8 protein-coding genes are annotated in these 14,424 nt (G+C 64.8%); 2 read left to right on the top strand and 6 right to left on the bottom strand.

Annotated features, from left to right (window positions below; translation table 11 throughout):
• The 4 genes from D1604_RS14870 to rpsL all read right to left on the bottom strand — a co-directional run.
• Positions 1–219, bottom strand: a 219-nt coding sequence (locus D1604_RS14870) for a GTP-binding protein (RefSeq protein WP_233551951.1), incomplete at its 3' end; no start/stop codon positions are given.
• A gap of 111 nt (positions 220–330) precedes the next feature.
• Complete coding sequence (gene fusA / locus D1604_RS14865; RefSeq protein ID WP_024355278.1) at positions 331–2,409, bottom strand: elongation factor G; 2,079 nt, start codon at positions 2,407–2,409, stop codon at positions 331–333.
• Between the two features lie 149 nt (positions 2,410–2,558).
• Positions 2,559–3,032, bottom strand: a complete 474-nt coding sequence (rpsG, locus tag D1604_RS14860) for a 30S ribosomal protein S7 (protein WP_003168535.1) — start codon at positions 3,030–3,032, stop codon at positions 2,559–2,561.
• Positions 3,033–3,071: 39 nt separating this feature from the next.
• Entirely contained in the window at positions 3,072–3,446 is a 375-nt protein-coding gene (gene rpsL / locus D1604_RS14855) for a 30S ribosomal protein S12 (protein ID WP_003165508.1), read from the bottom strand.
• A gap of 370 nt (positions 3,447–3,816) precedes the next feature.
• Between rpsL and D1604_RS14850 the strand changes: the two genes are divergently transcribed.
• Positions 3,817–4,659, top strand: a complete 843-nt coding sequence (locus tag D1604_RS14850; RefSeq protein ID WP_119413925.1) for a hypothetical protein — start codon at positions 3,817–3,819, stop codon at positions 4,657–4,659.
• A gap of 170 nt (positions 4,660–4,829) precedes the next feature.
• On the opposite strand, the gene rpoC is transcribed toward D1604_RS14850, so the two are convergent.
• Positions 4,830–9,023: a DNA-directed RNA polymerase subunit beta' gene (gene rpoC / locus D1604_RS14845; RefSeq protein ID WP_119413924.1), complete on the bottom strand. Its 4,194-nt coding sequence runs from the start codon at positions 9,021–9,023 to the stop codon at positions 4,830–4,832.
• A gap of 99 nt (positions 9,024–9,122) precedes the next feature.
• Positions 9,123–13,238: a DNA-directed RNA polymerase subunit beta gene (gene rpoB / locus D1604_RS14840; RefSeq protein WP_024355275.1), complete on the bottom strand. Its 4,116-nt coding sequence runs from the start codon at positions 13,236–13,238 to the stop codon at positions 9,123–9,125.
• 322 nt (positions 13,239–13,560) lie between these two features.
• On the opposite strand from rpoB, the gene D1604_RS14835 reads away from it, so the two are divergent.
• Entirely contained in the window at positions 13,561–14,076 is a 516-nt protein-coding gene (locus tag D1604_RS14835; protein ID WP_119413923.1) for an FKBP-type peptidyl-prolyl cis-trans isomerase, read from the top strand.
• Positions 14,077–14,424: the final 348 nt, after the last annotated feature.

Below are 14,424 nucleotides of genomic sequence, written 5' to 3'. Positions count from 1 at the left end.
CGCCGTCTCATATTCCACGTGCGACGTGTTGATCGTGATGCCGCGCGCTTTTTCTTCCGGCGCGTTGTCGATGTCGGCGTAGTTCATCGCCTTGCTGCCGCCGGCCTTCGCCAGCGTCATCGAGATCGCCGCCGTCAGCGTCGTCTTGCCGTGGTCAACGTGACCGATCGTGCCGATGTTCACGTGCGGCTTGGTGCGTTCGAACTTTTCCTTGGCCATTCTCTAGCTCCTGGAATCCCCAAAACGGGGGTCCAAATGGGTTTGGGGATAGATGGGGCGATTTGTGCTCAAACCGCCCCGTTTTCAAGTGCGTCCGTCGGAAAGACGGACTTAGGCGTACTTCTTGATCACTTCGTCGGCGACGTGTTGCGGCACCGCTTCATAGTGGTCGTACTGCATGGTGAACTGGGCGCGGCCCTGCGACATGCCGCGCAGCGTGTTCACATAGCCGAACATGTTGGCCAGCGGCACGAAGGCGTTCACGACGACGGCGTTGCCGCGCATGTCCTGACCCTGGATCATGCCGCGACGGCCGTTCAGGTCGCCGATGATCGAACCCAGGTACTCTTCCGGGGTCACGACCTCGACGGCCATGATCGGCTCGAGCAGCTTCGGTCCGCCCTTTTCCTTCAGTTCGCGGAACGCGGCGCGCGAGGCGATTTCAAACGCCAGCACCGAGGAGTCGACGTCGTGGAAGGCGCCGTCGATCAGGGTCGCCTTGACGTCGATGACCGGGAAGCCGGCCAGCAGGCCGTTGTCCTTGGCCGACTTCAGGCCCTTTTCCACGCCCGGGATGTATTCCTTGGGCACGGCGCCGCCGACGATGGCCGACTCGAAGACGAAGTCCGAACCCGGCTCGCCCGGCTCGAACACCAGCTTGACGCGGGCGAACTGGCCCGTACCGCCGGTCTGCTTCTTGTGGGTGTAGTCGATCTCGGCCTTGCGGCTGATGGACTCGCGATAGGCAACCTGCGGCGCGCCGATGGTCGCTTCGACCTTGTAGGTGCGCTTCAGAATGTCGATCTTGATGTCCAGGTGCAGCTCGCCCATGCCCTTCAGGATCGTCTGGCCCGACTCGTGGTCGGTCGAGACGGTGAAGGACGGATCTTCCGAAGCCAGCTTGGCCAGGGCGACGCCCAGCTTCTCCTGGTCGGCCTTGGTCTTGGGCTCGACGGCGATCTCGATCACCGGCGCCGGGAATTCCATCTTCTCGAGGATGACCGGCGACTTCAGCGGATCACACAGGGTGTCGCCGGTGCGGGTTTCCTTCAGGCCGGCCAGGGCGACGATGTCGCCGGCGTAGGCTTCCTTGATGTCTTCACGGTTGTTCGAGTGCATCAGCAGCATGCGGCCGACGCGCTCGCGCTTGTCGCGCGACGAGTTCAGCAGCGACTGGCCGGTTTCCATCTTGCCCGAGTAGATGCGGCAGAAGGTGATCGAACCGACGAAGGGGTCGTCCATGATCTTGAACGCCAGGACCGACAGGGCTTCGTCGTCCGAAGCCTGACGCGAGGTCGGTTCTTCGGTCTTGAAGTCGATGCCCGGGATGGCGGGGATGTCCACCGGCGACGGCAAATAGTCGACGACGGCGTCCAGCAGCGGCTGCACGCCCTTGTTCTTGAAGGCCGAGCCGCAGAGGATCGGATAGAAGGCGCCTGAAATCACGGCCTTGCGGATGCAGCGCTTCAGCACTTCGACCGAAGGCTCTTCGCCGCCCAGGTAGGACTCCATGGCCTCGTCGTCGATCTCGACGGCGTTGTCGACCAGGTACTGGCGGGCTTCGGCGGCGGCGTCGGCCAGATCAGCCGGGATGTCGCGCACGTCAGCGGAAGCGCCGACTTGGTCGGTTTCCCAGACCAGGGCCTTCATCTCGACCAGGTCGATCACGCCCTTCAGGTTCGATTCCGAACCGATCGGCAGTTGGATCGGCACAGCCTTGGCGCCCAGCCGGTCGCGGATCGACTCGACCGACTTCTCGAAGTCGGCGCCGATCTTGTCCATCTTGTTGACGAAGACGATGCGCGGAACCTTGTATTTGTCGGCCTGACGCCAGACGGTTTCCGTCTGCGGCTCAACACCGGCGTTGCCGTCCAGAACGGTCACGGCGCCGTCGAGCACGCGCAGCGAACGCTCGACTTCAATGGTGAAGTCCACGTGGCCGGGGGTGTCGATGATGTTGAGGCGCTTCTCTTTCCAGAAGGCGGTCGTCGCGGCCGACGTGATGGTGATGCCGCGTTCCTGTTCCTGATCCATCCAGTCCATGGTGGACGCGCCGTCGTGCGTCTCGCCCATTTTGTGGTTCTTGCCGGTGTAGAACAGGATCCGCTCGGTCGTCGTCGTCTTGCCCGCGTCGATGTGGGCCATGATGCCGAAGTTGCGGTAGTCTTCGATTTTATGTGTGCGGGGCATTCGATTTGCCTTCCGGGAGCTTCGCGGACGCGCGAGCGCCCTGGGGTGTCGGATATGACGGCGCGGGCGGTTCAGTCTGAACGCCCGCGCCGGATCGTCTGATTAGCGACCGCCCCATTATCCGAAGAACAGGGACGGTTTTAAGACGTTTACCAGCGGTAGTGGCTGAAGGCGCGGTTGGCTTCAGCCATCTTGTGGGTGTCTTCACGCTTCTTGACGGCGGTGCCGCGGTTGTTCGAGGCGTCCAGCAACTCGGCGGCCAGCTTTTCGGTCATGGTGTTTTCGCCGCGGTTGCGCGCAGCGTTGACCAGCCAGCGGATGGCCAGGGCGCGACGACGGTCCGGACGGACCTCGACCGGCACCTGATAGGTGGCGCCGCCGACGCGACGCGAGCGGACTTCGACGGCCGGGGCGACGTTTTCCAGCGCAGCGTGGAAGGTCTCGACCGCAGTCTGTTCCTTCTTCTTCTCCGCCAGGATGTCGAAGGCGCCGTAAACGATGTTTTCGGCGACGGCCTTCTTACCTTCGTACATGACGTAGTTCATGAACTTGGTGACCACCAGGTCGCCAAACTTCGGATCCGGCAGAACTTCACGCTTCTGAGCGCGGTGACGACGGGACATGGATGTATCCTCTTAAATCTGTAGGGCGCTAGGAGCGGATTACTTCGGACGCTTGGCGCCGTAGTGCGAACGACGCTGCTTGCGGTCCTTGACGCCCTGGGTGTCGAGCACGCCGCGCAGGATGTGGTAGCGAACGCCGGGCAAGTCCTTCACGCGGCCGCCGCGGATCAGCACGACCGAGTGCTCCTGCAGGTTGTGGCCTTCGCCGGGGATGTAGCACACGGCTTCGACGCCGTTCTTGGCCAGACGGACCTTGGCGACCTTACGCAGAGCCGAGTTCGGCTTCTTCGGGGTCGTGGTGTAGACGCGGGTGCAGACGCCGCGACGCTGGGGCGAACCTTCCAGGGCCGGGACCTTGTTGCGGACCGGCTTCGGTTTGCGGGGCTTGCGGATCAGCTGGTTGATCGTGGGCATTCGAATTCGTCTCTTTTCGATGTGGAGGCGTGTGTCTTTCGACCGGAGCGCCTCATGAGCCTTCTTTTGAACGGGACCGAAGCCCCGCCCGGGTGTTATCGAGCCGAACGAGACGCCCAAACAGAAAAACCGGAACGCGCGCTTCGGGCGTTCCGGCGGGCGCAGCCCGTCCGTTCGATTGTCACGATCTGAGCGAACGGCGAACCGCCCACCTCTCGAAAGTGCGCGGCTTCTACGCGCGATCCATTAACAGGTCAAGGGTTTCGCAGACGCGGCCGCCTCATCGTACGCCGTTCTTCCTGGCGGCCGTTCCGCCCACATATCGCCACGCTTGCAAAGCCATGTTCTCCTTGAGGGATGGGGAGGTCGCATGACCGTCGCGGTTCTGGACAGATTCAGCTTGGGCCGCCAGTCCGGCCGACAACGCGCGGTGACGATCGGCGCGTCCGTAGTGATCCACGGCCTGCTGCTGGCCCCCCTCGCCTTCCATACCGTCAGACCGGCGCCGAATCTGAACCAGACCGCCCCTGCCGTCGTCTATCTGGATATAGAGCCGCGCCCTCTTCTGCCCCATGAGCGGCCTCGCCTTCCTACGGTCGCCTCAGCTCCCGCTCCGCAGGTCCGCCCCGCAGGTCCGGTCAGCCGCCAGCCAGCGCCCGCTCTTCCCTCCGTCGAACGCCCTGCCCCGCTGGCCCCGCGCCTGGCCCGCGAGGCCCCGGAGGGCACGCCCGCGCCGCCCGCCGAACAGGCCGCCGATCCCTGGCAGGTAACGCCGGAAAGCCAGGCCGCCGCCACCGCGCGCGCCCTGCGCACCTCTCCGGTCGGCTGCCGCTCGCCGGAACTGCTGACCCGCGCTGAACGGGTGATCTGCGACGAGCGCTTCAACGAGCGCGCGGCCGAAGCGGCGGCGCGGCGCCCCATCACCGGCAGCGGAAATCCTGATCGCGACACGCGCTTTGCTCGCGAAGGCGCGCGCGAGCTGCAACGCTATGAGGCCAAACGTCGTCCTCTCAGCGGGGGCGTCGGCGTTCTGGCGCCGCAGGACTGCCCCGGCTCCAACTTCGGCACGGGCTGCGCGGGCGCCCATCTGGATTCCTCGATGCAGATGGACTCCAGCCGCAACGTCCAGACCCGCCGTGACGGCGCCCCTGCCTCCGGCCGCCCGATGACGCCCGGCGCCGCCGGACCGCGCGAGCCGATGCGGCCGCAGTAGGCTTTCGGCGCATGCCCCTCCTCAGCTCGCGCACGCCCAACGGCCTCAAGCAGCGCAGAGCGCGGTAGGTCGAGAAAACAGCCTCAAGCAGCGCAGAGCGCGGCAGGCCAACAAAAAAGAGCGGCGCCTTTCGGCGCCGCCCTCCTCAGTCTTTCAGGTCTGAACCCGGATCAGTCGGCCGACTGCTCCAGCTCCAGGGCCAGATCCGCGGGAAGCGGTTCGACCGCCTCTTCGCGGGCCTGGGTCAGCACAGCGTCGCGCTCGTTGGCGATCTTCTGCAGGCTGCGCAGGTAGGCGCCGGTGCCGGCCGGGATCAGACGACCGACGATGACGTTTTCCTTCAGGCCTTCCAGCGTGTCCTTCTTGCCGTGGACCGAAGCCTCGGTGAGGACGCGGGTGGTTTCCTGGAAGGACGCCGCCGAGATGAAGCTGCGGGTCTGCAGCGACGCCTTGGTGATGCCCAGCAGGACCGGCTGCACGGTGGCGATACGGCCGCCGCGCTTCTCGACCTTGGCGTTCTCGATATCGACTTCGACCTTATCGACGTGGTCGCCCTTGATGAGCGTCGTCTCGGCGGAGTCGATGACTTCGACCTTCTGCAGCATCTGGCGAACGATCACCTCGATGTGTTTGTCGTTGATCGGCACGCCCTGCAGTCGGTAGACCTCCTGCACTTCGTTCACCAGATACTCGGCCAGCGCTTCGACGCCCTGGATGCGCAGCAGGTCGTGCGGATCCGGGTTGCCGTCGATGATGTAGTCGCCCTTCTGGATCAGATCGCCGTCGTGGACGGAGATATGCTTGCCCTTCGGGATCAGGAACTCGACCGCTTCGCCCTGGTTGCCGTCGGCATCCGGCTCCGGGGTGATCTTGATGCGGCGCTTGTTCTTGTAGTCGCGACCGAATTCGACGCGACCGTCCATCTCGGCGATGACCGCGCAATCCTTGGGACGACGGGCTTCGAACAGCTCGGCAACACGCGGCAGACCACCGGTGATGTCGCGGGTCTTGGCGCCCTCGGTCGGGATACGGGCGATGATGTCGCCCGGCTTGGTCTCGTCGCCATTGGCCACCGACAGGATGGCGCCGACGGGCAGCAGGTAACGCGCGTCAGAACCGCTCGACAGCTTGGCGTAGCTGTCGCCCTGGGTGACGCCCATGGCCGGACGCAGGTCCGCGCCGCGCGGGCTGGCGCGCCAGTCGGAGACGACGCGCTGGGCGATGCCCGTGGCCTCGTCGGTCTCTTCCTTGACGGACAGGCCGTCGACCAGGTCCTCGAAACGCACCACGCCGCCGACTTCCGTCAGGATCGGGGTGGTGTAGGGGTCCCACTCGGCCAGACGCTGGTTCTTGGTCACCTCGGCGCCGTCCTTGACGCGCAGGCGCGCGCCGTAAGGCACCTTGTAGGATTCGCGGTCCTTGCCGTCGACGGTCACCGTGACCACCACGTTGCGGCTCATGGACACCGGGTCGCCGTGTGCGGCGATAACGGTCGGTCCGACGACCTTGATGACGCCGGCGTTGGTCGCCTCGAAGAAGGAGGTCTCCGCCACCTGAGCCGTACCGCCGATGTGGAAGGTCCGCATCGTCAGCTGGGTGCCCGGCTCGCCGATCGACTGGGCGGCGATGACGCCCACCGCTTCGCCGATGTTGACGTTGGTGCCGCGCGCCAGGTCACGACCGTAGCAGGTCGCGCAGATGCCGGTTTCGGCTTCACAGGTCAGGGCCGAACGGACCTTGATGGACTGGACGCCCACCTTGTCGATCAGCTCGACTTCCTCTTCCTGCAGATAGGTGTCGGCAGGGAACAGGACTTCGCCGCCCGGCTCCTTGATGTCCTCGGCCGCGTAACGGCCCAGCACGCGCTGGCCCAGCGAGACGAGCACGTCGCCGCCTTCGACCACGGCGCGCAGGGTGATGCCGCGCGTCGAGCCGCAGTCTTCCTCGGTGACGATGGAATCCTGCGCCACGTCCACCAGACGACGGGTCAGGTAACCCGAGTTGGCGGTCTTCAGGGCGGTGTCGGCCAGGCCCTTACGGGCGCCGTGGGTAGAGTTGAAGTATTCAAGAACGGTCAGGCCTTCCTTGAAGTTCGAGATGATCGGCGTCTCGATGATCTCGCCCGAAGGCTTGGCCATCAGGCCGCGCATCCCGCCCAACTGCTTCATCTGAGCCTGCGAGCCACGGGCGCCCGAGTTGGCCATCATGAAGACCGAGTTGATGTCCGGCTCCTGCCCCTTGATCAGGACGCGCGGCTGGGCGATTTCGCCCATCATCTCATCGGCGATCTTGTCCGTGGCCTTGGCCCAGGCGTCGATGACCTTGTTGTACTTCTCGCCCTTGGTGATCAGGCCGTCGGCGTACTGTTGCTCGTACTCCTCGACCTGGGTGCGGGTCTCGTTGACCAGCTGTTCCTTCTTGGCCGGGATGACGATGTCGTCCTTGCCCACCGAGATGCCGGCCTTGGCCGCCTCGCGGAAGCCCATCTGCATCATCTGGTCGGCGAAGATGACCGTCGCCTTCTGACCGCAGTGACGGTAGACCTGATCGATCAGATTGCCGATCTCCTTCTTGGTCAGGTTCTTGTCCAGAAGGTTGTAGCCGATGTTCGGGTTCAGCGGCAGCAGGGCGCCCAGCTTCATCCGGCCCGGCGTGGTGTCGATCACCTTGGTCACGACTTCGCCTTCCGAGTTCATCTCGGTCCAGCGCGCCTTGATCTTGGTGTGCAGGGTCACGACACGGGCGTCCAGCGCCGCGTCGATTTCACCCATGTTGGCGAACAGCTTGCCTTCGCCGGGCTGCTTTTCCTTGACCAGCGACAGGTAGTACAGGCCGAGCACGATGTCCTGCGACGGCACGATGATCGGCTTGCCGTTGGCGGGCGACAGGATGTTGTTCGTCGACATCATCAGCACGCGCGCTTCCAGCTGGGCCTCAAGGCTCAGCGGGACGTGCACGGCCATCTGGTCGCCGTCGAAGTCAGCGTTGAACGCCGTACAGACCAGCGGGTGCAGGCGGATGGCCTTGCCCTCGATCAGCTTGGGCTCGAACGCCTGGATGCCCAGACGGTGCAGGGTCGGGGCGCGGTTCAGCAGAACCGGGTGCTCGCGGATGACCTCGTCCAGGATGTCCCAGACGGCGGGCTGTTCACGCTCGACCATGCGCTTGGACTGCTTGACGGTGCCCGACAGGCCCTTGGCGTCCAGACGCGCGTAGATGAACGGCTTGAAGAGCTCCAGCGCCATCTTCTTGGGCAGGCCGCACTCGTGCAGCTTCAGCTCCGGACCCACGGTGATGACCGAACGGCCCGAGTAGTCGACACGCTTGCCCAGCAGGTTCTGACGGAAGCGGCCCTGCTTGCCCTTCAGCATGTCGGCCAGCGACTTCAGCGGACGCTTGTTGGCGCCCGTGATCACGCGTCCGCGACGGCCGTTATCGAACAGGGCGTCGACCGACTCCTGCAGCATCCGCTTTTCGTTGCGGATGATGATGTCCGGCGCGCGCAGTTCGATCAGGCGCTTCAGGCGGTTGTTCCGGTTGATGACCCGGCGATACAGGTCGTTCAGGTCCGAGGTGGCGAAGCGGCCGCCGTCCAGCGGCACCAGCGGACGCAGTTCCGGCGGGATGACCGGGACGATCGTCAGGATCATCCACTCGGGCTTGTTGCCCGACTCGATGAAGGCTTCCAGCAGTTTCAGGCGCTTGGACGCCTTCTTGGCCTTCAGCTCCGACGGGTTGTCGGCCAGCTCGGCGCGGTGCTTCTCGGCCTCGGCGTTCAGATCGATCGCCATCAGCAGGTTGCGGACCGCCTCGGCGCCGATCTCGGCGGTGAAGCCGTCGTCGCCGAACTCTTCCTGATAGTGATAGAACTCGTCTTCCGTCAGCAGCTGGTTCTGCTTCAGCGGGGTCAGGCCCGGCTCGGTGACGATGTAGTTTTCGAAGTAGAGGACGCGTTCCACGTCCTTCAGCGCCATGTCCAGCATCAGCGAGATGCGGCTCGGCAGCGACTTCAGGAACCAGATGTGGGCGACCGGGGCGGCCAGGTCGATGTGGCCCATGCGCTCGCGGCGAACGCGGGCCAGGGTGACCTCAACGCCGCACTTCTCGCAGATGATGCCCTTGTACTTCATGCGCTTGTACTTGCCGCACAGGCATTCGTAGTCCTTGGTCGGGCCAAAGATACGGGCGCAGAACAGGCCGTCACGCTCGGGCTTGAACGTGCGGTAGTTGATGGTTTCCGGCTTCTTGATCTCGCCGAACGACCACGAACGGATCTTCTCCGGCGAGGCCAGGGCGATCTTGATCTGGTCGAAGGTCGGGGTGACCGGGACCGGGTTGAAGATGTTCAGGACTTCCTGGTTCATCTTTTTTCCTTCTGCGGGAATGCCCCGCGAAAATCATTCAGAGAGGAGAACAGGCGGACCGCCCTTCCCCGCCGAGGCGAGGAAGGGCGCTTGATCCGATCAGCTGTTTTCCAGCTCCACGTTCAGGCCCAGCGAGCGCATTTCCTTCACGAGCACGTTGAACGACTCGGGGATGCCGGCCTCGAAGCTGTCGTCGCCGCGGACGATGGCCTCGTAGACCTTGGTCCGGCCGGCCACGTCGTCCGACTTCACCGTCAGCATTTCCTGCAGGGTGTAGGCGGCGCCGTAGGCTTCCAGAGCCCAGACCTCCATTTCCCCGAAGCGCTGACCGCCGAACTGCGCCTTACCGCCCAGCGGCTGCTGGGTGACGAGCGAGTACGGGCCGATCGAGCGGGCGTGGATCTTGTCGTCGACCAGGTGGTGCAGCTTCAGCATGTAGATGTAGCCGACCGTGACCGGACGCTTGAACTGCTCGCCGGTCTGACCGTCGTACAGGATCGACTGGCCCGAACGGTCCAGGCCCGCTGATTCCAGCAGGTCCTCGATGTCCGAGATGCGCGCGCCGTCGAAGACCGGGGTCGCGAAGGGCACGCCCTTGGACAGGTTCTTCGCCAGTTCAATCAGGTCTTCCTCGTCGTCCGGCAGCGGGGTGTCGGCGCCATAAACCTCGGTCAGACGCTCGATCAGAGCCTGCTTCTGACCGCCGTGCTGCCAGGCTTCCAGCAGACCGGAGATCTGCTTGCCCAGACCGGCGGCGGCCCAACCCAGGTGGGTCTCGAAGATCTGACCGATGTTCATGCGCGACGGCACGCCCAGCGGGTTCAGCACCACGTCGACGTGGGTGCCGTCTTCCAGGTACGGCATGTCCTCGATCGGCAGGATCTTGGAGATGACGCCCTTGTTCCCGTGACGGCCGGCCATCTTGTCGCCCGGCTGCAGCTTGCGCTTCACGGCCACGAAGACCTTGACCATCTTCATGACGCCAGGCGGCATCTCGTCGCCGCGCTGCAGCTTCTCGACCTTGTCTTCGAAGCGACGGTCGAGGGCCTTACGGGCGTCCTCGAACTGCTTCTTCATGGCCTCCAACTCGCCCATCGCCTTCTCGTCGTCGAGGGCGACCTGCCACCACAGGCCCTTGGACACTTCGGCCAGCTTCTCTTCGGTGACCTCGCCGCGGCCCATACCCTTCGGGCCGGACACGGCGGTCTTGCCGAGCAGGAGCGGCTTCACGCGGCCGTAGACGTTGCGCTCAAGGATCTTGAGCTCGTCGTCGCGGTCCTTGCCCAGACGCTCGATCTCGGCGCGCTCGATCGCCATGGCGCGCTCGTCCTTGTCGATGCCGTGGCGGTTGAACACGCGCACGTCGACGATGGTGCCGGCGACGCCGGGCGGCAGACGCAGCGAGGTGTCGCGCACGTCCGAAGCCTTCTCGCCGAAGATGGCGCGCAGCAGCTTCTCTTCCGGAGTCATCGGGCTTTCGCCCTTCGGCGTCACCTTGCCGACCAGGATGTCGCCCGGCTGGACTTCGGCGCCGATGGCCACGATGCCCGCCTCGTCAAGGTTGCGCAGGGCTTCCTCGCCGACGTTCGGGATGTCGCGGGTGATCTCTTCCGGGCCCAGCTTGGTGTCGCGGGCCATGACCTCGAACTCTTCCAGGTGGATCGAGGTGAAGATGTCGTCACGCACGATCCGTTCGGAGATCAGGATCGAGTCTTCGAAGTTGTAGCCGTTCCAGGGCATGAAGGCGACCAGGGCGTTGCGGCCCAGAGCCAGCTCCCCCAGGTCCGTCGACGGGCCGTCGGCGATGACGTCGCCGGCCTTCACCGCATCGCCCACGCGCACGATCGGGCGCTGGTTGATGCAGGTCGACTGGTTCGAACGCTGGAACTTCGACAGCCGATAGATGTCAACGCCCGAGCGGCCGGCTTCCACGTCGCCCGTGGCGCGCACGACGATACGGGTGCCGTCGATCTGCTCGACCACGCCCTCACGACGGGCGACCACGACAGCGCCGGAGTCCACGGCCACCACGGCTTCCATGCCGGTGCCAACCAGCGGCGCGTCCGACTTCACCAGCGGCACAGCCTGACGCTGCATGTTGGCGCCCATCAGCGCGCGGTTGGCGTCGTCGTTTTCCAGGAAGGGGATCAGGGCGGCGGCGACCGAAACGACCTGCTTCGGCGACACGTCCATCATGTCCACGTCGGCCTTGGTCAGCAGCTGGGAGTCGCCGTTGATACGGCCCGGCACCAGCTCCTCGACGATCTCGCCGTCCTTCAGGTCGATGTTGGCCTGGGCGATGACGTGCTTCGCCTCTTCCATGGCCGAGATGTAGACCACCTCGTCCGTCGCCTTGCCTTCGACCACGCGACGGTACGGGCTTTCGATGAAGCCGTACTTGTTCACGCGGGCGTGGGTGGCCAAGGAGTTGATCAGACCGATGTTCGGGCCTTCCGGCGTTTCAATCGGGCAGATGCGGCCATAGTGCGTCGGGTGCACGTCGCGGACTTCGAAGCCCGCGCGCTCGCGCGTCAGACCGCCCGGGCCAAGCGCCGACAGGCGACGCTTGTGGGTGATTTCCGACAGCGGGTTGGTCTGGTCCATGAACTGCGACAGCTGCGACGAACCGAAGAACTCGCGAACCGCAGCGGCGGCCGGCTTGGCGTTGATCAGGTCGTGCGGCATGACCGTGTCGATATCGACAGAGGACATGCGCTCCTTGATGGCGCGCTCCATGCGCAGCAGGCCGACGCGGTACTGGTTTTCCAGCAGCTCGCCCACCGAACGGACCCGGCGGTTGCCCAGGTTGTCGATGTCGTCGATCTCGCCGCGGCCGTCCTTCAGGCCGACCAGGATCTGCAGCACCTTCAGCACGTCGTCCTTCTGCAGGACGCGGATTTCGTCCGAAACCTCGGGGGTTTCCAGACGCATGTTCATCTTCACGCGGCCCACAGCCGACAGGTCGTAGCGCTCGGCGTCGAAGAACAGGGAGTTGAACATGGCCTCGGCCGCTTCCGGCGTCGGCGGCTCGCCCGGGCGCATGACGCGATAGACGTCGAACAGGGCATCCTCGCGGCCCGTGTTCTTGTCCACGCGCAGGGTGTTGCGCATGTAGGCGCCGACCGTGACGTGGTCGATGTCCAGCACGTCGATGGTGGTGAAGCCGTTGGCTTCCAGCAGCTCGATCGCCGCGGCGTCCAGCTCATCGCCCGCCTCGGCGTAGATTTCGCCGGTCTCGAAGTTGACGGCGTCAGAGGCCAGATATTTGGTCAGCAGGGCGTCAGCCGCCAGCGACAGCGACTTCAGACCGCCGTCAGCCAGCTTCTTGGCGGCGCGGGCGCTGATCTTCTGACCGGCCGGGGCGACCACTTCGCCGGTGTCGGCGTCGACCAGATCGAACTCCGGCTTCACGCCGCGCCAGCGTTCCGGCTTGTAGGGCGTGACCCAGCCTTCGCCGCGCTTCTCGTACGGAACCGTCTCGTAGAAGGTCTTGAGAATCTCTTCCCCGTCCATGCCCAGGGCATAGAGGAAGGTCGAGGCCGGCAGCTTACGGCGACGGTCGATGCGGACGTAGACGATGTCCTTGGCGTCGAACTCGAAGTCCAGCCACGAGCCGCGATAGGGGATCACGCGGGCGGCGAACAGCAACTTGCCCGACGAGTGGGTCTTGCCCTTGTCGTGGTCGAAGAAGACGCCCGGCGAGCGGTGCATCTGCGAGACGATCACGCGCTCGGTGCCATTGACGATGAAGGTGCCCTTGTCCGTCATGAGCGGGATGTCGCCCATGTAGACGTCCTGCTCCTTGATGTCCTTGACCGAACGGGCGCCCGTTTCTTCCTCGGTCTCGAACACGATCAGGCGCAGCTTGACCTTCAGCGGCGCGGCATAGGTCATGTCGCGCTGGATGCACTCCTCAACGTCGTACTTCGGGTCCTCGAACTCGTAGGAGACGTATTCCAGGACGGCGCGCTCGTTGAAGTCCTTGATCGGGAACACCGACTTGAAGACCGCCTCGATGCCCTCGTCGTTGCGCAGACCGGGGCGCGACTCGCGCTGCAGGAACTGCTCGTACGAAGCGCGCTGAACCTCGATCAGGTTCGGCATCTGCACGGCTTCGGGGATGCGCCCGAAGCTGTAGCGAATGCGCTTCTTGCCGGTAAACGACGTGGCGGCAGCGATCTTACCCAAGGCGAGACCGTCGGTGGACTTGGCCATTCTGTTTTCCCAATCGCGGCCTCTTGCGAGGCCCGCTCTCAATGCAGCAGCCACGGCGCGCCGACCGGCGATCCGTGACCGTTAAATGTCTCTCGACGTCCACCCTCGATCCGCAGCGGATCAGGACGCCTGGATGTATCCGCCCCCTTGGGGAGGGGCGACGCCTTCGCACCGGTCGGAGGGCGACAAACCGGGCCTCGGCGCTTTCGCGCGGGATTCATGGAATCTGCGGGACGCGCATATATACGCCCTTCTTCGGCGAAATAAAGGCCCCCGCACGCGAGCAGGTGACAGTTTCGATCAGCGTGATAAGCCTTGCGTTATGAAGCACATCGCCCTGCCCCTCCTCGCCGCCCTGTCGTTGGCGGCCTGCGCCTCGACGTCGGATGTCGGCTATCCCGGCCTGCGAGAGTCGGTCGGACACGCGACCCAGGAGAATTGGGAGGTCGGCCAGGCCGCCTATCTGATGTGGAACAGCCAGCGTCGCGGCTGGACCTCGACCCCGTCGGGCCTGCAGTATCGCCTTGTCAGCAAGGCCAATCCGAACGGCGCCCAGCCGTCCGCGACCGACACGGTCAAGGTCCACTATCGCGGCACCTTCATCGACGGGCGCGAGTTCGACAGCTCCTATTCACGCAACGAGCCCGCGACCTTCCCCCTGAACCGGGTCATCAAGGGCTGGACCGAGGGCGTCGCCCTGATGCGCGAGGGCGAGACCTATGAGTTCGTCATCCCGGCCGATCTGGCCTACGGCTCGCGCTGGATGGGGACGGACATCCCCGCCAACTCGGCGCTGCGCTTCACGGTCGAACTGCTCGAAGTGAATCCGCAGGGCTGACGACTCGGCCGTCATGTGCGCGGCCTTCCATCAAATGTGGGTAGCGGACTTAAGTCCCCGCTCATCCCGGCGGACGCCGGGACCCAGTGCTTTGGCTTCAGGCGTCCCGCTCGGCGGATATGTCTCAGTGTGAGGCTCTCACTGGATCCCGGCGTCCGCCGGGATGGGCGGGATAAGAGTCACGGCGTCACGCCACCCGCCGACACGGAATCGTCATCCGTCTTGACGACGCCTGCGACACATTGTCGTCTGCGCCTCCTTGTTGAGGCCGCGTTGGGGGCGGCCGTCCTGAGATAGCCGTCATGAAACCTTTCCTCCTGGCCGCCAGCGCCTCGGTCCTCTTGTTGG

The sequence above is a fragment of the Brevundimonas sp. LPMIX5 genome, from assembly GCF_003576505.1.
GTDB classification, from domain to species: domain Bacteria; phylum Pseudomonadota; class Alphaproteobacteria; order Caulobacterales; family Caulobacteraceae; genus Brevundimonas; species Brevundimonas naejangsanensis.
This window is presented reverse-complemented; position numbering and strand designations above follow the sequence as displayed.